The organism is Bacteroides salyersiae, from assembly GCF_031172035.1.
Lineage (GTDB): Bacteria > Bacteroidota > Bacteroidia > Bacteroidales > Bacteroidaceae > Bacteroides > Bacteroides salyersiae.
Genome location: NZ_CP133452.1, coordinates 4,633,457 through 4,656,379, shown reverse-complemented (window position 1 = coordinate 4,656,379; position 22,923 = coordinate 4,633,457). Strand labels below are relative to the sequence as shown.

The 22,923-nt window shown below is 46.0% G+C and carries 16 protein-coding genes; 11 read left to right on the top strand and 5 right to left on the bottom strand.

Annotated features, from left to right (window positions below; translation table 11 throughout):
* Positions 1-51: 51 nt before the first annotated feature.
* Together RB604_RS17810 and RB604_RS17805 are read right to left on the bottom strand one after the other, a co-directional pair.
* On the bottom strand, positions 52-1,047 hold the full coding sequence (locus tag RB604_RS17810) for a flavin reductase (protein ID WP_055294100.1): 996 nt from the start codon (positions 1,045-1,047) through the stop codon (positions 52-54).
* 8 nt (positions 1,048-1,055) lie between these two features.
* The gene (locus RB604_RS17805) at positions 1,056-2,189 is read right to left on the bottom strand and encodes an aldo/keto reductase (RefSeq protein ID WP_007481882.1); all 1,134 of its coding nucleotides are present in this window, start codon (positions 2,187-2,189) and stop codon (positions 1,056-1,058) included.
* Between the two features lie 174 nt (positions 2,190-2,363).
* Here RB604_RS17805 and RB604_RS17800 point away from each other — a divergent pair, with 174 nt between their 5' ends.
* Positions 2,364-3,260, top strand: coding sequence for a helix-turn-helix domain-containing protein (locus tag RB604_RS17800; RefSeq protein ID WP_007481883.1), 897 nt, complete (start codon positions 2,364-2,366; stop codon positions 3,258-3,260).
* Between the two features lie 186 nt (positions 3,261-3,446).
* Here RB604_RS17800 and RB604_RS17795 read toward each other — a convergent pair whose 3' ends face one another.
* The 3 genes from RB604_RS17795 to RB604_RS17785 form a co-directional block, all read right to left on the bottom strand.
* Positions 3,447-4,664 (bottom strand): PepSY-associated TM helix domain-containing protein, encoded by a 1,218-nt coding sequence (locus RB604_RS17795; RefSeq protein WP_055294098.1) that lies wholly within the window; start codon positions 4,662-4,664, stop codon positions 3,447-3,449.
* Positions 4,665-4,763: 99 nt separating this feature from the next.
* Positions 4,764-6,158: a DUF4374 domain-containing protein gene (locus RB604_RS17790; protein ID WP_055294096.1), complete on the bottom strand. Its 1,395-nt coding sequence runs from the start codon at positions 6,156-6,158 to the stop codon at positions 4,764-4,766.
* A gap of 47 nt (positions 6,159-6,205) precedes the next feature.
* Positions 6,206-8,506, bottom strand: a complete 2,301-nt coding sequence (locus tag RB604_RS17785) for a TonB-dependent receptor (RefSeq protein WP_229103605.1) — start codon at positions 8,504-8,506, stop codon at positions 6,206-6,208.
* Between the two features lie 428 nt (positions 8,507-8,934).
* On the opposite strand from RB604_RS17785, the gene RB604_RS17780 reads away from it, so the two are divergent.
* The 10 genes from RB604_RS17780 to RB604_RS17735 all read left to right on the top strand — a co-directional run bounded on the left by RB604_RS17780 (position 8,935) and on the right by RB604_RS17735 (position 22,916).
* Complete coding sequence (locus tag RB604_RS17780; protein ID WP_055294094.1) at positions 8,935-10,008, top strand: LacI family DNA-binding transcriptional regulator; 1,074 nt, start codon at positions 8,935-8,937, stop codon at positions 10,006-10,008.
* A gap of 19 nt (positions 10,009-10,027) precedes the next feature.
* The gene (locus tag RB604_RS17775; RefSeq protein ID WP_055294092.1) at positions 10,028-10,840 is read left to right on the top strand and encodes an SDR family oxidoreductase; all 813 of its coding nucleotides are present in this window, start codon (positions 10,028-10,030) and stop codon (positions 10,838-10,840) included.
* Between the two features lie 96 nt (positions 10,841-10,936).
* A complete protein-coding gene (gene uxuA, locus RB604_RS17770; RefSeq protein ID WP_055294090.1) occupies positions 10,937-12,115 on the top strand; it encodes a mannonate dehydratase in 1,179 nt (392 codons plus the stop codon).
* A 438-nt stretch (positions 12,116-12,553) separates the two neighbouring features.
* Entirely contained in the window at positions 12,554-13,438 is an 885-nt protein-coding gene (locus tag RB604_RS17765) for an AraC family transcriptional regulator (RefSeq protein ID WP_005930706.1), read from the top strand.
* A gap of 301 nt (positions 13,439-13,739) precedes the next feature.
* Positions 13,740-14,297 carry a glucose-6-phosphate isomerase family protein gene (locus RB604_RS17760; protein WP_005930707.1) on the top strand — a complete coding sequence of 186 codons (558 nt, stop codon included), beginning with the start codon at positions 13,740-13,742 and terminating at the stop codon, positions 14,295-14,297.
* 6 nt (positions 14,298-14,303) lie between these two features.
* Positions 14,304-15,266, top strand: coding sequence for an ROK family protein (locus tag RB604_RS17755; protein ID WP_021935536.1), 963 nt, complete (start codon positions 14,304-14,306; stop codon positions 15,264-15,266).
* Entirely contained in the window at positions 15,250-17,025 is a 1,776-nt protein-coding gene (locus RB604_RS17750) for a class I mannose-6-phosphate isomerase (protein ID WP_055294088.1), read from the top strand. Before RB604_RS17755 ends, RB604_RS17750 begins: the two co-directional genes overlap by 17 nt.
* Positions 17,026-17,038: 13 nt before the next feature.
* Positions 17,039-17,818 (top strand): glucose-6-phosphate isomerase family protein, encoded by a 780-nt coding sequence (locus RB604_RS17745; RefSeq protein WP_005930712.1) that lies wholly within the window; start codon positions 17,039-17,041, stop codon positions 17,816-17,818.
* 340 nt (positions 17,819-18,158) lie between these two features.
* The gene (locus RB604_RS17740) at positions 18,159-19,589 is read left to right on the top strand and encodes a sugar porter family MFS transporter (protein WP_007481891.1); all 1,431 of its coding nucleotides are present in this window, start codon (positions 18,159-18,161) and stop codon (positions 19,587-19,589) included.
* 207 nt (positions 19,590-19,796) lie between these two features.
* Positions 19,797-22,916: a SusC/RagA family TonB-linked outer membrane protein gene (locus RB604_RS17735; RefSeq protein ID WP_224203226.1), complete on the top strand. Its 3,120-nt coding sequence runs from the start codon at positions 19,797-19,799 to the stop codon at positions 22,914-22,916.
* The last annotated feature ends 7 nt before the right edge of the window (positions 22,917-22,923 follow it).

Below are 22,923 nucleotides of genomic sequence, written 5' to 3'. Positions count from 1 at the left end.
ATTGTAGATACACTCCGAATCCATTCCAATAACCTGAATAAGAAACATTATCTATTCCATGAAGTTATTGAGTTTGTTGGCCGGATTGAGCGGCATCTGATCGGACAATACCAACGACTTGACCATATGCAGTGTCCCCTGCTTATATTTCTGAAAGTGTTCCGAAGCGATATGTTTCTCGTATGCCTCGCGACTCGCATACGTTTCGAGAATAGTTACCTTACAGGGATTCTCTTTTTCGCTGACCGCATACATCGTCAGCACGCCCGGTTCGGTACGTAGAGAGATTTCACCCACCTCGGTAGCGTATCTCATATACTCGTCAAGATATTGCGGATAAACCTCGATTTTCGACAATCGTACGATACCATCGACATTCATCGGTTCTTTAACGCATATTCCCGGCTGTTTATCCAGATTCAGGCATTTACCTATAATCTCTCCCGTAGCGAGATAGGAATAGGTCGGGAACTCGAACAATACAGGTTTCAGTTTCGTATAGTCGAGTTTTCCATCATTGTCGAGCACATCGGAAGCGGCGTATGTATTGACTATTGCGCAAATGAAATTGTCGAAGCCGTCGGTTTCATAAATATCCACCACTTCACATTCCATCGTGAGCGGCGATGCGTCGATGACGGGCGTACCGTATTCGCCAGTATGGTAAGCGAAGACCTTCGATTTATCGACCGCCGCACCGCTGACGCTTCCGACATAGTCGGCTTTCGGCAGCATTTCACGGCTCACAAGATTGACGGAAAGCCGTTTTGATTTCTTGATGCCTTGATTGGTATAATGACTTTTACTCATGCTGACCAGTATCCGGTCATGGCCGATAACACCCGTGTGTCCCACCACGAGCCAGTTTACTTTCCCTTCGACTTCCGCCCCTACAACCGTCATCGGTTTGGGATAGAGTGCTAAGAGATTTCCGAGATTTTTCTTGTTCGTTTCCATAATATCGGGGTGAGCGGTATTCTCCTTCACGGCCGTACTGCACGAGAGCATGACCGACAGCGACAGAATACCCAGTATTGTTTTTATCATCTTTGCTTCTATTTATCTATTTGACTTTCGGTGAACGGGTCGGCACGATGGCCCATGAGGTCGATTCGAGCATATTCCCTGTCGAACTCCTCCATCTCCCAGGCCGAGAGGCGGACGGTTCCCGCTCCGAGCAGCTCGTCCAAGTGTGCCGGATTGGTTGTTCCGGGTATCGGAGCAATCCACGATTTGCGAGATAACATCCATATCAAAGCGAATTGCGCGGGTGTAACTCCCTTGCGCTCGGCCCATTTGCGTACCAAGGCGATGAGCGGCATATTGTGCTTCAAGGCTCTGGGCGTGAACTGCGGCAGGTTCCAACGGCGGTCGCCCTCGTAGAAACGGCTATTTTCATTGATAATTCCGGTAAGAAACGCACGCCCCAACGGACAATAAGGCACGAAGCCGATACCGAACTCTTCCAATGTCGGGAAGATTTTCGTTTCAGGCTCCCGCCACCAGATGGCATACTCGCTCTGTACGGCGGAAAGCGGACAGACGGCGTGCGCCCGACGGATGGAACGGGCACTCGCTTCCGACAGCCCCCAATGCAGCACTTTCCCCTCCTGCATCAAATCCTTTACCGTTCCGGCCACATCCTCCATCGGAACGGCAGGATCGACACGGTGCTGATACAACAGGTCGATATGGTCGGTGCGCAGGCGTTTCAGCGAACCTTCCACAGCCCGGCGGATGTGATCGGGACGGCTGTTGATAGCGGTCGGTTGTTTCTCCTCGACGCCGAAGCCGAATTTCGTCCCGATTTTCACTTTGTCGCGAAACGGTGCGAGTGCCTCACCGACCCACTCTTCGCTGGTGTAAGGGCCATAGACCTCCGCCGTATCGAAGAAAGTGACGCCTTTGTCGTATGCCCGGCGAATCAGAGCGATCATATCCTTTTTGTCGTACTTCCCGCCGTAATAACCCACCATTGGCAGGCATCCAAGACCGATAGCCGATACATCCAATCCTCCGAGCTTACGATACTCCATTGTATCGTCCGTATTCGACGTATTTTCATCAGACTGATTTCCAGTCAAAGAGAACGAAGGTGCTTTGGCTAACACACGGGAAACACCAGTCGTAGCTCCGGTTGCGAGTAGTGCAAAACTCGATGCCGTCCTTAAGAAATTTCTGCGATCCATAATCTTCTATTTTTTCATTGTTCATTTTCTGATTGCAAATTTACCGCGATTGAATAAGCCGGCTTGTATACGATTTACGGATATTCATACCCGAATCCTCGATTCTGCAATAGGACCGTATGTAATTCAAATCAAATGAATTACTTTTGCTCGAAAGAATTTAAATAAACGCTTATGGGAGAAGTTATAAAACTCGATGAAATAGATAAATACAACAAACTGTTCGGACTTGAAACACGACATCCGTTAGTGAGTGTTGTCGATTTATCGAAGGCAACGCAGTGGCCGGAACACTTTAAGATCAACTATGGTGTATATGCCCTTTATCTGAAGGACACCTACTGCGGGAACATCATGTATGGACGTCAAAGTTACGACTACCAGGACGGTACGATTGTCAGTTTCGCCCCCGGTCAGGTTGCAGAGACCGAGATGCTGAAAAATACTCAACCGAATGCCCATGGCATTCTGTTCCATCCCGACCTAATTCGGGGCACCGCACTCGGTCAGGAAATTAAGAACTACTCATTCTTCTCTTATGAGACTCGCGAGGCGTTGCATCTTTCAGAGGAAGAACGTGAAACCGTAATGGACTGCCTGCATAAAATAGAGGCAGAACTGAAGCATAGTATCGACAAGCACAGCCGTCGGTTGATTTGTGCCAATATCGGACTACTGCTCGACTACTGTATGCGCTTCTATGAGAGGCAGTTCACCACACGAGAAGAGGTAAATAAGGACATTGTCGTCCGTTTCGAGCGACTATTAGACGAGTATTTTGACAGCGATACCCCGATACGAGAGGGATTACCGACCGTCAAGTATTTTGCCGACAAGGTATTTCTGTCTGCGAATTATTTCGGAGATATGATCAGTAAACAGACAGGGCAGACCGCTTCGGAATATATTCAGAACAAACTTATCGAGCGGGCTAAAGAAGCCTTACTTGGTACGGATAAGACGACGAGCGAGATTGCTTACGGGCTGGGGTTCCAATACCCGCAGCATCTAAGCCGGATGTTCAAACGGGTGACGGGTTATACGCCCAATGAATTTCGTTCTCAAAATTAGTCTTTATATAGCAAGCTATGAACGAACTGCAATTTCCCGGACTTTATATCGACGACTCTGCCGATCCTCGTGCGATTCTTCCGTACTTGCGACGGAACGCTCATCGGTTATCATCCGGATACCGTCTGCGTGGGAATTCTTGCATTTTGCCTATAGACGGTTGCATTTCATTCTTCGTTGTTTTTTTTATTGTTTCCTTTTTCTTGCCGACCGTCCCATTTCCTTTTTTATCCACAGATAATATCCCGTCAACGGCAATGTACCTCCGACCAATGCCGCGATAAAACTCAGGATACGGGTGAGCATACCGCCCCAACTGCCTACGTGTACAGAGAATATCCATCCGCGTATCTTTCCCGATTTGTCGAGGTCTTTGTAAAGAGTCGTTTCGGTGATTTCGCCGTTTTTCGGATTAAAGTTGTACCGGTCTGCTGCCCGTTGGTTGCCCAAACGATTGAAAGAGACAGTTGCAGTACCGTTTGATACGGTGATTTGTCTGTAGCCGGGATTTTGTGCTTTCAGTTGCTCATACACCCCTTGCCATGAAGTATATGGAGACTGTTCTCCGTTGCTTTTGCGGCGTCCTTCCCGATCATCTTCTTTGCCCTCTTTGCGGTTCGGATTTCCGGCATCACCTCTTTCGTTTTTTTCTCCCCGGTGTCCTTTTTCTTTCTCCGTTGTTTGAGAGAGGGCGCCGTGATGGGAAGTCCCTTGTGTAGTCTCCACACCGAATACTTTGTAGAATCCTGTACGATACCATCCGAAAGACCATGTCAGCCCGGTGAGCGACATAACCAGCAGGAAGAGGAAAGTGTACAGTCCTCCTGCAATGTGCAGGTCGTACCAGAATCTTCTCCACCCTTTATTGACGGATATCTTAAAGCTATTCTTCCATGCTTTGGCAGTACGGGGTATCCAAACGACGATACCGGATATCAGAACAAAGATAAACATCAGCGTGCTGGTGCCTACGATCATTTTTCCCCAGAAAATCCCACCATCCGGTTTCATGCTGTCCAGTAGCCACCGGTGTAGTTTGAACATTGTGGTGAAGAACGGCGTACGTTCGTATTTACCTTTTATTTCGCCTGTATACGGATCGATGTATACAGATGCCCGTCTGGGCTTGGAAAGGTTGACTTGATAGGCCCTTGCCGGATCGGCCGGGATACTGATACCTGTGACCGATACACTGTCGGACAAAGTTGCCGCTACCTTTTTTGCCAGCTCTCCGGCAGGCAAGGGGGTCGATCCTACTTTTTCCACATAATAGAAATCGTGGTTGAGTGCTTCTGTTATTTCGTTTTCAAAGACGAGGGCTGCTCCCGACAGGCAGAGGATGGAGATGATGATGCCGAAAGGAACGGAGAGCCAGAGATGTATTTGGCGAAATTTCTTTTTCATATAAGCTTTTTTCGTGGAGTTATGAGTAGAGTTATAAAAGGAGCCTGCATAAGCGCATACGGCTTGCAGGCTCTTTTATATTATTATCTGTTTGCCTATTTAAGGTTTCAGTCTTCCGACACCGCTGATTTGTGTGGCTTCTACTGTAACACCTCTTGTAGCCGTGGCATTTACCGGATCGATTTTATAGATACCGGGATGGCCGTCGGTAGTGGTTACGGCAATATAAGTAAGGCCGTTTTCCGTATACGGTGTATTGCCGAATCCGGAAATCTGGTCGGTTGAAGGCAGCCCCTCTACATAGGTGAGTTTTCCGGTTTCTCCTTTGTAAATAGCCAGTTGGTTGGCTGTGAAGTCTTCTTCGTCCAAAGGACGGTCATACATTAACAACAGGAAGTAGTCTCCGGTGAGGTGCCAGCAACGAAGGAAAGATTTTCCATTGGTCTGGTCTTCGATGCTATAATAATAACTCGGGTCGAATTCTTCTGTTCCGGCTTTGATACGTACGACACCGGCATCCAAAGTCGTCTGTTGGCGGGCATCGTCCATTGTTTTGGCATAGCTCGGGGAGAATACGTAGATATCGCCGTTGTCTGCTGCCCAGATAGTCTGGTAATATTGCGATTTCATACGTCCGCAGGCATAGCTGATTTTGTCTGTCTTGATGAGTTTCTTGGTAGTAAGCGTCTCATCATCAAAGATAGCCACCCAACATTCATTGGGATATTGCGTCCACTGCAATTCACCTTTCTTGTATTTGCTGCTGTTCGAACCGCCATCTTCTTTTTTCACGAGGTCTTCATTTCCCGGAAGTATCCATTTCCCTCCATCTGCTTTTCCTCCGTACTGGCTTAAACCCATCGGAACTGCGGCGCTATAAATTTTGCTGTTATATTCCAGGATACCGGCCAATGTTACATATTCGCCATTACCCAGGAAGTTTTCCGACATGTAGGCCTTATTCTGGGTGTCATTTGTGGTAAATGTCTCATTCGGTACATCAAGATAAGAGAGCAGGAACATTTTAGGTAAATAGCCGTTCTCATCCGCGTACTGTGTAGGACCGTCACCGGTAGAGGAGGTCATGATATATTTGCCATAGATGCCGTAAGTAGTGAACCGTTTCACTGCATACTCGCCCGAACGGGCCTGCATTTCATAATTGGCATTCATGAAAAAAGAGCGGGTCGTACCGGCATTGCCTTGATTGTAGGTCAATCCATACAGGTATTGGTCTTTATAGAACACCCATTGTGTGGCGCCGTCGTTTACCAGACCATTGTTTATCGTAGAAACCGTCCCTCCGTTCAGAGTTTCGGAAGTCACCAGTACATTGGTTGTATTTCCGGATGCGGTAACAGAAGATGCGATGACATATTCGCCTTTGTCTACAGTACCCGATCCGTTGCCCTTTTCGTCATCAGAACAAGCTGTCAATGTCAATCCGACCATTGCTGTTGCAAGGAGTCCGTTAAAAAAGAAATTTTTCTTCATGTAATTTTTAATTTTAAGCTAATTGTTATTTACTTATTTGTTTATTTTTAATTGCCGAAGTGGATACGTACTTTTCCATAGAACGCGCGTCCGGCTTTTTGGAGACTAAAGTTATCATACAGTTTCTCGTCTGTAAAATTGCGGCATTCGAATGACAGGTTATATCGTCCGTTCTTCAAACTGTAAGAGAGTGCCAGATTGTGTGAGAACTGGTTGGGTACTACATAATCACCCTTATTCGAACCGATATTGGACGAATAATACGTGAAACTGTGCAGATATTGGTTGTCATAAGATACGGTCAGCGTATTGCCCTTTTTCCAGAGGTTATTCCAGAAAAAACTTACATCCGAATCGGCAAACATATACGGGAGGTTGGGCATACGTTCACGATAGGCAAGGTTTACGGCATTGCTGGAAATAGATTTCTCCATATTATCGCGTACATCCATTTTCGTGAAATTTCCTCCTACACTGAGCCATTTGGCGAAGTTATAACGGGCGGAGATATTAAATCCTTTCGTCAGCACTTTGCCATAGTTTATGTAAGTAGCAGCGTATTTACCACCACTCAGGTCGGCAATGTTGCGCTGGATGTAATCTTTGGTGTTCCGGTAGATCAGCCCGCCATCCACATATACCGAATGTTTACCGAAAGTTCTGTTATAACTCAGGCTGAAATTCAGATTATCGCTGTTTTCGGGTTTTATGCCGATATCTCCCATTTCAAGGTCTTCATCACCGAACATCTCTTCGATGGTAGGCAGGCGATAAGCTTTCTCATAAGACAGTTTTGCTTGAAGTCCTGTCAGGATGAAGTAGGTACCTGCCGCGCCATAACCCATGGAACTGATACTGCGGGTCGTTCGTTCATAATTGCTTTGATTGGCTGTGGTAGCCATCGGACCTGCCACGAATTGATCGTAATACTTGCCGAATACGGAGAAATTCCATTTATCGGAAGGCATCAGACGATAGGACAGGCCGGAAATATTCTTGCGGGTCTCTTTGGCAATGGCGTCTTCCTGTTTTTCTTTGGCAAGCAGTGAGGTGTTGGACCGGTGGAACGTATTCAGTACATGGTTGAACGTAAACATATGGGCTTTACCGATACGGTATCTTGCGGTGAACGTACCGTTCCAGTTATTGTTGTCCGCCTCTGAATGTTGGTAGGATTGTTCACCGGGCGAATTTAATAATTTCTTTTCTCCGTACCAGTTGTATTTATAAGAAGCGGTATCCACATTGGTAGTCGTATTCTTGTTATAGTTTACAGTCAGCACTACATCCAGTCCTTTGGTGAACAGATTCTGCTTGCTATATTCCAGTGACGGCATCAGCGAATGGCCTTTGCGGTGTTTCTGTCCATATACTATTTCCTGGCGTACCCCCGTCTGTATCTCTTTGTACATGTGCGAATAGGTAAAACCGAACATCAGACGGTCCGCCCATTTTTTATCCACGATTCCGATTTTACCGATAACGGCCTCATTATGGTAAGTGTCGTTGAAACGCTTTACACGTACCCTCTTATCCTTATCGATTCTGCCGGTTTCAAAATCTTCTACCGGAGCATATACATGATAATCGTTGTCCGAATAGTTCTGGAAAGCATTGATCTCGTAAGTGAGCCCGTTACCGAAAGTCTGTCCGAAATTGACATAAGATTTATGTGTATTGAACGAACCGTAGGAGTAGGAAGCATCCAGAAACCAACGCTGACGTTTCTTGTTGGTGACGATATTGATCACTCCGCCAATGGCATCCGTACCGAAACCTACCGGTACCACCCCTTTGTATACTTCGATGCGGTCGGCAAAGTTTACAGGGATGTTGTTCAAGCCGAAAGAGCTTCCTACACCTTCCTGTGGTACACCGTCAATAAACACCTTGACGTGCTTGCCGCTAAAACCGTCCAGCATGAGCTGCATGTCCGAACCTACGCCGCCCGATTCACGGAGTTTCATTCCCGGTGCTTTGGCCAATGCGTCGCTCAGATTCTTCGTTGTATTCTGAAGTTCTTTTGTATCGACAGCCACTGCGTTGAATGCCGATCTTTTGATTCGGCTGACTCCCGTAGAAGTTATCACCACTTCATCCAGTTCGGTAGTAGACGGTTTTATCACGATGTTTAATTTGTTTCTTTCCCCTTCGGTCAGGTGCACTTTTCTCTCTACCGTTTCGAATCCTACGGCAGATACGATTAATGTATAGTCTCCTGCGGGGGCTTTCAGATGATAGATTCCTTTTTCATTAGTAGTACAGCCGAATTGTGTACCTTTCAGGTAGACAGTGGCAAAATCAATGGTTTCTTTATTCTCGGCAGATATAATTTTGCCGGAGAGCATTGCCCTGTGTTGCGCATATGCAGAAGTCGATAGACAGGCAATTATCAAAAAAGTCAGAGTTAATTTTAGGCTTCTTGTTTTCAAAATATCCTTTGTGTATTAAACGTTTTTAATGCGTTGCAAAGGTCTTTATTTATCGTCATTTGCACAATCGCTACTATTAGGTAATCTGCATAGATCGAATATCGGATATAGTATATGATGCAATCACCATAATAAGGTATATTACCGGAATAACCTGCGTTGGGATGAAATTTCCATTCTTTATATGTTTGAAAACATATTATTACTATTAGATAATTATTAAACTGTTGATATATAGTGTTATATTGTTTTTATTGCAGAATGTGTGTGCGTACACACTATTGCTTATCCGGGTTATTCATTTTACTTTTGCAGAAGAAAAAGAGTTTTAAGGTATTTATCCTATGAACAAAGAATCTCCAAACATTCGCATTATAGACATTGCCGAAATGGCCGGTGTATCCGTTGGCACGGTAGACCGGGTGATACATAACCGTGGCCGTGTGTCGGAGGAAAATGAGAAAAAAGTAAGAGCGATCCTTGAGAAAGCGAATTATCAGCCTAATCTGATGGCCCGTTCCTTAGCTTCTAAAAAGCAGTACCATTTCCTTGCCATTACTCCTTCTTTTAAACCGGGAGAATATTGGGAAGCCATTTCCGAAGGGATAGACAAAGCCGCTTCCGAGACCGAATTTTACAATGTCAATGTTACCAAACTTTTCTTTGACCAGTACGACAACCATACCTTTGATGCAATTGTGCGTACTCTTTTTGATGAAGAAGATATTGACGGCGTGCTGATTGCCACTTTGTTCACCGATTCCGTAGTCCGTCTTTCGCGCGAACTCGATGCCCGGGATATTCCTTACGTTTATGTGGACTCTAATATTGTGGGTGAGCATCAGCTTGCTTATTTCGGTACGGAGTCTTATGATGCCGGATTCATTGCGGCCAAATTGCTGATGAGCCAGCTTGGCAGCCATTCGGATATTCTGATATCCCGGATTGTGCATAGCGGCAAGAACGACTCCAATCAGGGGAAGAACCGGAGGGAAGGCTTTTGCCAATATCTCACCGAACAGGGATTTGAAGGAAATATCCATGAAGTGAAATTAAGGATAGACGATACGGATTATAATTTTGCCAGACTCGATGAGATATTCCGTGCCAATCCCCGGATCGAGGGAGCGGTTATTTTCAATTCAACCTGTTATATTTTGGGAAATTACCTTAAAGAGAGAGGGTTGGAAAATGTCAAATTGGTAGGCTATGACTTGATAGGGAAGAATACTCAATTACTGTCCGAAGGCATTATCACGGCCTTGATAGCCCAACGACCGGAACAGCAGGGATACGATGGCATTAAGTCTTTATGCAATTATCTTGTGTTGAAGCAGCGTCCCGATAAGGTAAATCTGATGCCGATAGATATTCTCATTAAAGAGAATCTGAAATATTATCTGAATAAGAAATTATAACTTTATAAAACAGGAAATCATGAACGAATTATTTAGTGTAAAAGACAAAGTTGTTGTTATCACCGGTGGAGCCGGTATTTTAGGTAAAGGTATTGCTGCCTATCTGGCAAAAGAGGGAGCTAAGATTGTTATTCTCGACCGCAGTGAAGAAGCCGGAAATGCTCTGGTGCAAGGCATCAAAGCGGAGGGGGGAGACGCCATGTTTCTTTATACCGATGTCATGAATAAAGAGGTACTCGAAGGAAATAAAGCGGAAATCATGAAAGCTTACGGCCGCATCGATGTATTGCTGAATGCCGCCGGCGGAAATATGCCGGGAGCCACCATTGCACCGGACAAAACTTTCTTTGATCTTGAGATCGACGCTTTCAAAAAGGTGGTCGATTTAAACCTTTTCGGAACCGTTTTGCCTACAATGGTATTTGCCGGTATCATGGTCGATCAGAAAAAAGGCAGCATCGTCAACTTCTGTTCAGAATCTGCACTCCGTCCGTTGACTCGTGTGGTCGGTTACGGAACAGCCAAAGCTGCAATAGCCAATTTCACCAAATACATGGCCGGTGAACTGGCTCTTAAATTCGGTGACGGCCTTCGTGTCAATGCCATTGCCCCCGGATTCTTCCTCACCGACCAGAACCGTGCTCTATTGACAAACCCTGACGGCTCTTTGACCGATCGTTCCAAAACAATTTTAGCTCATACTCCGTTTGGCCGTTTCGGTGAACCGGAAGACTTGTACGGAACTATCCAATATCTTATCAGCGATGCCTCAAAATTCGTAACCGGTACTGTAGCTGTTATCGACGGTGGCTTCGATGCTTTCTCAATTTGATTGGGAGGTGGGAGTTAGAAGTTAGTAGCTAATAGCTTGAAATAACTGTAATTTCAATCGTAAATCGTAAATCGTCAAATCGTAAATAAAATTATTATGTACCTATGTGAACAAACTTGGCGCTGGTACGGTCCTAATGACCCTGTAAACCTGTGGGATATCAAGCAGGCCGGTGCCACCGGAATAGTAAATGCCCTTCATCACATCCCTAACGGAGAAGTGTGGACAGTGGAGGAGATCATGAAGCGGAAGCAGATGATTGAAGAAGTCGGTCTTACCTGGTCGGTAGTCGAAAGTGTACCCGTACACGAACATATCAAGACTCAGACCGGAGATTTCATGAGATATATCGAGAATTATAAAGAGAGCATCCGTAATCTGGCGAAGTGTGGAGTGATGGTTGTCACTTACAATTTCATGCCGGTGCTCGACTGGACCCGTACGGATCTTGCTTATACTCTGCCCGACGGTTCTAAAGCCCTTCGTTTTGAAAAGGCGGCTTTTGTGGCTTTCGATCTGTTCATCCTCAAACGCCCCAATGCCGAGAAGGATTATACAGCCGAAGAAATTGCCAAGGCGAAAGCCCGTTTCGAACAGATGAGCGAAGACGACAAGAAACTTCTTGTCCGTAATATGATTGCCGGTCTTCCCGGTTCCGAAGAGAGTTTCACCGTTGAGCAATTCCAAGAAGCCCTCGACAGATACAATGATATCGATGCCGAAAAGCTCCGTGCCAATCTTATCTTCTTCTTGAAAGAGATTGCTCCGGTGGCCGATGAGGTGGGGGTGAAGTTGGTGATCCATCCGGATGATCCTCCTTACTCCATTTTGGGTCTGCCCCGTATCATGAGCACGGAGGAGGATTTCATTAAATTGATAGAAGCGGTTCCTAATGAATCGAACGGCCTTTGTCTCTGTACCGGTTCTTTTGGTGTACGTGCCGACAATGATCTTGCCGGAATAATGGAACGTCAGGGAGACCGCGTTAATTTTGTCCATCTGCGTAGTACCCAGCGTGATGCCGAAGGCAATTTCTACGAAGCCAATCATCTGGAAGGAGATGTGGATATGTACAACGTCATGAAAAACTTGTTGAAGTTGCAGCAACGTCGCAAATGTTCCATTGCCATGCGTCCGGATCACGGCCATCAGATGATTGATGATTTGAAGAAAAAGACCAATCCGGGCTATTCATGTCTCGGTCGTCTTCGGGGACTGGCAGAATTGCGCGGGCTCGAAATGGGCATTGCAAAATCTATTTTTGATAAAGAGTAGTTAAGTAATAAGTAGTTAAGTAATAAGTAGTCAAGTAGTTAAGTAGTCAAGTAGTAAGTAGTTGAGTGATTAAGTAGCAAATAGTTAAGGAAAATATATCAGACAAGTCATTTCTACTTGACTACTTACTACTTAACTACTTACTACTTGACTACTTACTACTTGACTACTTACTACTTGACTACTTACTACTTGACTACTTACTACTTGACTACTTACTACTTACTACTTACTACTTGACTACTTACTACTTGACTACTTACTACTTACTACTTGACTACTTACTACTTAACTACTTACTACTTGACTACTTAAGAACTGAAGTGTACATTCTTATAATAAAGAGTGTACACTTTTTATTTGTACTTTTGATATTAATCGTATATATTTGCTCCCGCTACAATCTCAAATTACATAATAGTTCAACTCGATATCACTATGAAACCACTTTATCAGGAACTCCCGTTTTCTGTGGAACACTACATCAACTTTTACAGGGAAGATCTGCCTTATTTCATTGTTCCGTGGCATTATCATCCCGAAATAGAGATCATGTGTATAGAGCAGGGAAGCGGTACCCGCTTTGTAGGTGATCATATCGAAAATTATGAAGTGGGCGATGTCTGTATCATCGGACCTCAGTTGCCCCATGAATGGAGGAATGACAAAGAGTTTTTCGGAGAAGGAACCGGATTGCGTTCCGTATGCCTGTGTGTGTATTTCCGTAAAGAGCTGTTTGAGGGGGTCATGATTAATTTGCCCGAATTCATGAATATCCGTAATTTGATAGAACGTTCCCGGCGGGGGATAAAATTCACCGGAACCGCCCGTGACCGTATTGCGGACTTTATCCGCAGCACTTTCAATTCGAATGGGGCGGTACGGGTTACCAATCTGATCACTTTGCTCGAAATGATGGCTAATACGGAAGAATATGAACTTCTCGCCAGTGTAGGTTTCACCCAGTCCGTCAATTCTTCCGACTTTGAACGTTTCAATAAGATATATCAATATCTGGTGAAGAACTTTAACCAACCGATTAAACTGGAAGAGGTAGCCGGCTTGGTAGGTCTTACCCCTACTGCCTTTTGCCGCTATTTCAAGGAGCGGACCAAGAAGACCTTCGTACAATATCTGAACGATATGCGTATCGGACATGCCAAGCGGCTCTTGATTGAAGGAAAAATGAAGATATCCACCGTAAGCATGGAAGTGGGATTCAATAACCTGTCCAACTTTATCGAGCAATTCAAAAAGAGCGTCCATATGTTGCCTACCGAATACCAAAAACAGTATGGTGTGAAAAATAAAAAAGCGATTTAAAAGCCCTTTATCCTACATTATTCACACTCAGTAGTCAAGTAGTAAGTAGTTAAGTAGTAGGTAGTTAAGTAGAATACATCAGACAAGTCATTTCTACTTAACTACTTGACTACTTACTACTTGACTACTGAGTGTGAATTATTCAGGCTATATTCTGGAATATTATCAATTAAAATCCATATACCTGTATAAATGATAAGATAACATAATTATCGGGGAAGATAGGAGACAGACCGCCTATGGCTATGGCCTACCTTTGTTCCCATCGAATTATATGTGGAATCTTAAAATATAGGTGATTATGGAAAATAACAAAATTGTCTTTCCGGAACTGTTCTTTACCGATAAGAATCTGGTGGGACGCGATGTCCTCAAAATCTCCCGGAATTTATCTGACTTGAAAGGCATCTTTGCCGATGCGGAAGCTTTCGAACGAATGCCCCAGAATCAGCTTGCCTATGAAGTCAGCAGTTTTTTACCCGAAAAAGAAGGAACTCCGGGCGGATTGTACTTCGGCATTACCTATCTGTATCCGGGGAAAGTCGGCAATGAGTACATGATGACGAAAGGACATTATCATGCCAACGTCGACCGTGCGGAATTCTACTGGGGACTGGAGGGCGAAGGTATGCTGATTCTGATGGACGGGCAGCGTAATGTGTGGGCCGAACATGTATTTCCCGGCAGTTTGCATTACATTCCGGGAGGAGTAGCCCATCGGATGGCAAATACGGGAAGCTCCCTTTTCTCATTTGCTGCCTGCTGGCCTTCGGACGCCGGGCATAATTATGCCGAGATTGCAGAAAACGGATTCTCTGCCAGATTGATGGAAGTGAATGGTGTCCCTCATTTAATCTGACCGGCAATGTATTGTATAGCAATAGATTTAGGAGGTACCATTATCAAGATCGGTTTGGTGAAAGGAGCGGAAATCCTTGAATTCAACTCGTTTCCCGCCAAAGCAGGGAGTCTGGCCGACAATCTTCCTGTTATGAAGACGGTAATAGACCGGTTGTTGGGAAAATGGAGGGTATCGAAAGAAGAACTTTCCGGCATAGGGCTGGCCTTTCCCGGTATGGTCAATCCGAAGGAGAAAAGGGTGACTTCCACCAATGATAAATACGATGATGCCTGTGACATAGATCTGGCTTCGTGGGTTTACAGGAATTGGGAAACTCTTTTCATTATCGATAATGACGCCCGCCTGGCACTTGCCGGAGAGTGGTGTTTCGGTGCCGGAAGAAATAGCAGGAACATGGTAATGATGACCATTGGTACGGGAATCGGTACCGGGGTCGTACTGGATGGACGGATTATAAAAGGAACTCATTATCAGGCAGGGTCGTTGGGCGGACACATCGTCGTGGACTATCGTGGACGGCGTTGTACTTGTGGAAACATCGGGTGTGTGGAAGCAATGGCTTCTTCCTTTTTCCTGCCGGAGATTATCCGTACCCATTCCAAGATCAGCAATGAGTATAAGGCGAAAGCTTCTTCTTACGACTTTAAAACCCTGTTCGGTTTAATGAGACAGGGAGAGCCGGAAGCTACTCTTTTATGTCAGGATTGCATGGATGTATGGGCGGCGGCCATTATCAATTACATCCATGCTTATGATCCGGAGATCATCGTGATAGGCGGCGGGATTATGCGTAGTGCGGATATCATATTGCCTTATCTGAAAGAACGGATCGACCGTCTGGTTTGGTCGCCGGAAAATGAAGTAGAGATCAGAGCCTCCTTATTGGGGGATAATGCCGCTCTTTTGGGAATTTCGTGTACGTTGTCAACAATAAAAAAAGAAAAATGCTATGAACAGATATTTTAATGAGAAATCTAATTATGATAAGTATCCGGTGGTGAACGTGCCGGGTATGGAGGAAGAGTGCCGGGTGGGTTGGAGAGCTATTTCCGATCGTCTGGAGAAAGACCTGTCGCAGATCGGAAAGAAAGTAAAGGTCGTGGTGCTGGAATGTTACCAGGGAGTATCGGATGAAGAGGTGGTTACGGCTTTGCAGTCTGCTTTCCCGGCTTCCCGTTGGTTCTTTTCGGCGGATGCCATGAAGTCTCCGGAACAGATAGATGCCATCTTGAAGCAGGACATCACGGAAGACGAGATTTTCGGTTATATGACCCGTCAGAACATGGACTGTTATTTCGACGGAGATAAATTGCCGGGTATCCGTTCGGAGATTGCTGCCGTTACCGAAGGCATTGTTTTTGTTTATGGGGTCGGTGCGGCTTACGTACAGCCTTCGTATGATTTACTGGTGTATGCCGATATGGCCCGTTGGGAGATACAGATGCGTTTCCGTCGCAACGAGGTATCGAATGTCGGCATCAGCAATAGGGAAGAACGTGCTTCATTGCAATACAAGCGTGCCTTTTTTGTAGACTGGCGTATTTGTGACCGCTTCAAGAAGAAACTGATGAAGAAGTGGGATTATGTACTCGATACGAATACCGCCGGCAATCCAAAGATGGCGACTGCAAAGGCAATAGAAGCCGGACTGGAAAAGGCCTCCCGTACCCCCTTCCGGGTCGTTCCTTTTTTCGATCCGGGACCTTGGGGCGGACAATGGATGAAAGAGGTATGTGACCTCGACCGGGAGGTGCCTAATTTTGCCTGGTGTTTCGATTGTGTCCCCGAGGAAAACAGTCTTTATCTCGGTTTTGGAGACGTACGTTTCGAATTACCTTCTATCGATCTTGTTTTTGCTTATCCGGCACGTTTATTAGGCAATCCGGTATATGGCCGTTTCGGTGACGAGTTTCCGATCCGTTTCGACTTTCTCGATACGATGGAGGGAGGAAATCTGAGTCTGCAAGTACATCCTCTGACACAATATATACAGGAAAAGTTCGGTATGCACTACACGCAGGACGAAAGCTATTATATGTTGGATGCGGCAGAAGATGCTACCGTGTATTTGGGGGTGAAAGAGGGGATCGAACCGGAAGAGATGATTGATGCCCTTAATGAAGCACAGGAAAGCGGTTGCTTCGATGCGGAGAAATATGTGGGCCGCTATCCCGTTAAGAAGCACGACCATTTGCTGATACCTGCCGGCACGATACATTGTTCCGGAACAAACGGTATGGTGCTTGAAATCAGTGCGACTCCTTATATCTTCACTTTCAAGCTTTGGGATTGGGGACGTCTCGGGCTGGATGGCCGTCCGCGCCCCATCAATATAAAGCACGGGCAGGAAGTCATTCAATGGAACCGTACGGAGTCTTGGGTCAGAAAAGAGATTTTCAATCGTATAGAGCCGGTGGCCGAGGGCGAAGGCTGGAGGGAAGAACGTACCGGTTTGCACGAAAACGAGTTCATCGAAACCCGCCGTCATTGGTTTACCGCTCCCGTATTGCACCGGACGGACGGCAGTGTGAATGTTCTCAATCTGGTTGAAGGGAGAGAGGCCATTGTGGAAAGTCCGACAGGAGGGTTCGAGCCATTTGTTGTTCATTATGCCGAGACGTTTATCGTGCCGGAATCGGTGAAAGAATATACGATCCGCCCTTGTGGAGAATCCGAAGGTAAGCAGTGCGCTACTATTAAAGCTTTTGTTAAACACAATCCTTAATTCGATTTTGAGTATGAAATTTAATCCAGGTTTTGATATAGAACCCACAACGAATCCCATGGGGTTCGTTTATGGTCCCGATGTTTTTGGCCCTCCGGTAGAGAACCGCTTGCTGAAAGATATCCGCAAGAGTTTATCCGATCCCGATTGTGACGGTCCCGAAGTAGTGTATGCCATTGCCATGGATGTCGGAAAGAAAATCCATGAACCGCTTCTGAAAGAGATGCACCTTCTCTATGGGGTGGTGACTTATGCCGCCGGAAAATTAGGACGGGAACCCATACGTAGCCAGGGACATATTCACTGGGTTTCCAAATTCAGCCAATGGTCTACTCCGGAGGTTTATGAAATCTGGTCGGGCGAAGCGATTATCTATATGCAGGAGTTTGCCGAGGATAACCCCGGGCGTTGTTTTGCCGTTTATGCCCGTCCCGGTGACGTTGTGATTGTCCCCCCATACTGGGCGCATGCCACTATCAGCGCCAATCCGGACGAACCGTTGACATTCGGTGCCTGGTGTGACCGCGACTACGGTTTTGAGTACGAGGGCGTTCGCAGGCATAAAGGCATCGCTTGGTTTCCTGTCTTTAATGATAAGAATAAAATAGAGTGGCAAGCCAATCCGCTTTATGAGAAATCGGAACTGATCTGCAAAACTCCTGCCGATTACTCCGCCCTCGGCATCGTAAAGGGGGAAGCCATCTATACGACTTTTGAAAAAAATCCGGATACTTTCTTATATGTTCCCCGCCCGGAACTGAAAAAGGAGGTATGGGAGAATTATCAACCTTAGCTTGAATAATTTATATGTAGTAGCCAAAATGTTAAGTGGTTGTTTAGTAGTCAAGTGATTTAGTAGTCAAGTAGCTTAGTAGTCAAGTAGTTTAGTAGTCAAGTAGTTAAGTAGTAAGTAGTTAAGTAGAAATGTCGTGTCTGATGTATTTTTTTGACAGTTTATTGCTTGACTGTTGATCCTTAATTATTCAAGTTGGGATACCGGTGACGTGAACTATCCGTCCTTACTACTTTATCTACTCAACTACTTACTACTTAACTACTTAACTACTTACTACTTGACTACTCAACTACTCACTACTTGATCACTTAGCAACTTAAATTTAAAAATAAATACCATGAAAACAGAGTATAATAGCAAGCTTATTTATGTGATTGCAGTCGTTGCCGCTACGGGCGGACTGTTGTTCGGGTTTGATACCGGAGTCATATCGGGGGCTATCCCTTTCTTTCAGAAAGACTTCGGAATCGATAACGGTATGATTGAAATTATTACGGCTTCCGGGTTGTGCGGTGCTATCTTGGGAGCGCTCTTTTGCGGGAAAGTGACGGATACGCTCGGCCGTAGAAAGGTGATTTTGGCATCGGCCGTGGTTTTTGCCATCGGTGCGTTGTGGTCCGGATTTGCGCCCGATGTGTATCACCTCATTGCTTCCCGTTTGTTTTTAGGAGTGGCTATCGGTGTCTCTTCTTTTGCCGTACCGCTTTATATTGCGGAAATCTCTCCGGCAAAAAAACGCGGAGCTTTGGTGTCGATGTTCCAGTTGATGGTTACTATCGGTGTTTTGGTATCTTATCTTTCCGATCTCTTTTTTGCCGATGAAAGCCGGATAGACTGCTGGCGGCCGATGTTTTATGTAGGCGTGATTCCCGCTATCGTATTATTTGTGGGTATGCTGTGTATGCCCGAGACGCCACGTTGGTTAATCGGTCGCGGGAGAGAGCAGGAAGGACTGGCCGTGCTTTCGCGTATAGAGAGTCCGGAATCCAGAAACGATGCTTTTGAAGCGATCCGGAAAGAAGTGGCCAAGAGTCGTGAGGAGAAGTCCGGTTATCGCGAACTGTTCAAGCCCTGGCTGCGCAATGCCGTGATCATCTGCATCGGAATTATGTTTTTCCAACAGTTTGTAGGCATCAATACCGTGATCTATTACAGTCCCAAGATATTCCTTATGGCCGGGTTCGACGGTACGGTTTCCGCTATATGGGCCTCGGTGGGCGTAGGGGCGGTCAACCTGCTGTTCACGATCGTATCGGTGTATTTTGTAGACAGGCTTGGAAGGCGCAAACTCTATTTCACCGGTCTGACCGGGATCACGGTTTCGCTGATTCTGTTGGGCATTTGCTTTGCCTTCTCCGCTTCGTTGGGCGATGCCGGCAAATGGTTGTCCGTCCTGTTGGTCTTTTTCTATGTTGCCTTTTTCGCTATCAGCATCGGCCCGTTGGGGTGGCTTATCATCTCCGAAGTATTTCCCCAGAAACTCAGGGGATTGGGCTCATCCATCGGTTCCTTGTCCGTGTGGTTTTTCAATAGCATCGTTTCGTTTACTTTCTTCAAGATCGTACATGCTTTCACGATAAGCGGTACGGAGATTTATGCAGAAGGTGAGAACTTGGGGAATCCTGCCGGTGCTTTCTGGTTTTATGCCGTGGTAGCTCTGGCAGCCTTGATATGGGGATACTTCTATGTGCCCGAAACCAAAGGAGTCTCTTTGGAAAAGATTGAGGAATATTGGCGCAAGGGGGGCAAACCACGTTTCTTGAAATAGGGAAAAAATGCCCGGAATATTGGAATCATATCAATATTCGGTCAATAATAAGACTATTATGGTAAAATATCATAATTATCAGCTAAAATGGTGGAAAGAAGGTATAACACTTCTCCGTACTTTTACATTCGTCATTTGATGCTGGCCGACCTTCTTTTTTTTACCGGGATATAATTATAGATTATAATAAATGAAAACACAATGAATATGAAAACAGAGTATCAATGTAAGAGTCGCATGAAGCACACTTTGCTTATAGGGACTGCGATGTTTCTTATCTCTCCGATCACCCTTTTCGCCGGTGTTACCGCACATTCCGATGCGGGCAGTGAAACCGGTATTTCGAACGTGACACAGCAGCAACAGACCGTAAAAGGTATTATAAAGGGCCCGGACGGCCTGCCTGTCATTGCTGCCAATATCTCTCAGAAAGGTACCAATAATGCTACCATAACCGATTTGAACGGAAACTTTACACTGAATGTCACCGGAAGGCAGCCTGTTTTAGTTATTTCTTATATAGGCTATGTCACTACGGAAGTAAACGTATCCGGAAGGGCCTTTGTCGAAGTGGTATTGCAGGAAGATGTGGCGGCACTGGATGAAGTGGTGGTAGTGGGTTATGGCACGATGCGTAAGAAAGACGTTACGGGTGCTGTCTCTTCCGTCCGTTCGGGAGAGATCACCAAGAATGCCACTTCCAATGTGATGCAGGCCATTGCCGGAAAGATGTCGGGGGTACAGGTCGTGCAGAATTCCGGTACGCCGGGCGGTGATGTATCCATTCTGATACGTGGTGTGGGTACCATCAACGACGCGTCTCCTTTGTATGTGATCGATGGGGTGCCTGTAAGCGGCGGCATGTGGTACTTGAATCCGAACGATGTAGAATCCATCGATGTCTTGAAAGATGCTTCGGCTACGGCTATTTACGGTTCGCGGGGAGCCAACGGAGTAGTGATGGTCACCACCAAACAGGCACAGGAGGGACATACGGAAATCAATTTTGATTACAGCTACGGCATACAGCATTCGGCCAAAACATACAAGATGCTGGATGCGTCGCAATACGCGGCTTTACACAATGAGATGCGTACCAATGCCGGCCCGGAATACTCTTTGAATCCGGCTTTTGCCGATCCGGAGTCGTTGGGAGCAGGTACCGACTGGATGGATGCCATCTTCCGCACTGCGCCGATGCAGAAAGTCAATCTATCCATGCTGGGTGGCAATCAGAAGATAAGCCATGCCACCTCTTTGGGATATTATACTCAGGACGGCATCATGAAGAATTCGTCTTACAACCGTCTGAGCCTGCAATCGAACATCTCCTCCAAACTGGCATCGAACATCACCGTAAGGGCGAATGTAAACCTGAGTGCGGAGAATCGCCGTACCCAGCCCGTAAGTACGGTTATCCAGAATGCAATGCGCATATTGCCTTCCATTCCTATTTATGATGACAACGGAGAATATGCCGGGCCTACGGGCAATGCGGAGTGGAATGGAAACGCATTGAACCCGGTAGCCATCATCAATGAACAAAACTACCGGATGAAGGGATTCCGTATGCTGTCTAACATCTCTTTAGAGTGGGAAATCATAAAGGGACTGAAATTCAAGACGACAGGGGGAGCCGAGTTGGGATACGATTATAACAATTCGTACATTCCCAAATACAAATGGGGGATGAATGAATCGAAAAATACCATGCAGACGGTCACTTCCGCTTATGAGCAGTTGTATCTGTGGGACAATACATTGAATTATGACAAGGCTTTCGGAAAGCACCGCATCAATGCCATGATAGGTACTTCTTATCAGGAATACAAGAAAGAGTCCGTATCGGCTGCCGGTTCCGGACGTGCCAGCGAACTGACTACCGAACTGGACAATGCGACCAAGGCTACCGATGTAGGAGGCAATTCATACCGTTGGGCATTGATGTCGTACATGGCCCGTCTGCATTATTCATATGATGACCGTTACCTGCTGACAGCTACTTTCCGTGCAGACGGTTCGTCGAAGTTCGGTAAGGATAACCGCTTCGGTTACTTCCCCTCTTTTGCTGCTGCCTGGAATATCGGCAATGAAGCATTTATGCAGTCCGTCAAGCCCGTCTCTTTACTGAAACTCAGAGCCGGTTACGGACAAACGGGTAATCAGAATATCGGTGCATACGCCTTTGCCGATAAACTGAGTGTGAACGGTGTTTATAATTTCGGTTCGCAACGGGGTTTCGAGTCCAATTTAGTGAATCTGATTTATCCTTACCTCTTGTCCAATCCATCAGTGAAGTGGGAATCGGTGGAACAATATAATGTAGGTCTCGACATTGGTTTTCTGCAAAACCGTATTGTCGCCAATCTTGATTTCTATGTGAAGAATACCCGGGACATGCTTACCAAGAAACCGGTTCCGCAGACAAGCGGCACTTCTTTGGAACAGGCGGACTGGCCACCGGTAAACATCGGTAAAGTACTGAACCGTGGTTTCGAATTCACCGTCAACACTAAGAACTTTGTAGGAGAATTTAAGTGGGAAACCAGTCTGAATATGAGTTTCAATCACAATGAAGTGGTTTCGATCGGTGGCCCGGAGATACTGAACGGTGTGAGCCTGATCCGTGAAGGCCAGCCCATCAATTCTTTCTACGGATACGAGTTGGGCGGAATCTATCAGACACTCGATGAAGTGTTCACCGGCCCTGTCATGGAAAACCGTGCTCCGGATAAAGCCTCTCACAATCCTTATAAAAACACCTCTCCCGGTGATATGTGGTTTGTCGATGTAGACGGGAACGGTGAAATAAACGATCTGGACCGTACCGTTATCGGTAATCCTTCTCCCGATTGTATTTTCGGTTTCAACAACACATTCAGCTATAAGAATTTTGATTTAAGCATTTTCTTTCAAGGCGCTTTAGGAAACCAGGTGTGGAATGGCGTGCGGGCCAGTCATGAGAGTATGAACAGTACGTACAACCAGTTGGCAACTACTCTGGAAAGATGGACAGGCGAGGGGAGCAGCTACTCGATGCCCCGTGCCATTTATGCCGATCCGAACAACAATTCGCGTGCCTCTACCCGTTGGCTGGAAGACGGTGCCTATGCGAAGCTCAAGAATCTGACATTCGGATATACACTGCCGGAAAAGTGGATTCGCAAGGCAAAGATGAAAGCGTTGCGCCTTTACGTCAGTTTAGATAATCTCTGTACCATAACCAACTATTCGGGGCTGGATCCCGAAGCCGGATTGAGCGGATTGGATTACGGTGTCTATCCGTCCGCGCGTACCTATATGTTCGGTGTATCCGTTAAATTCTAATAACATA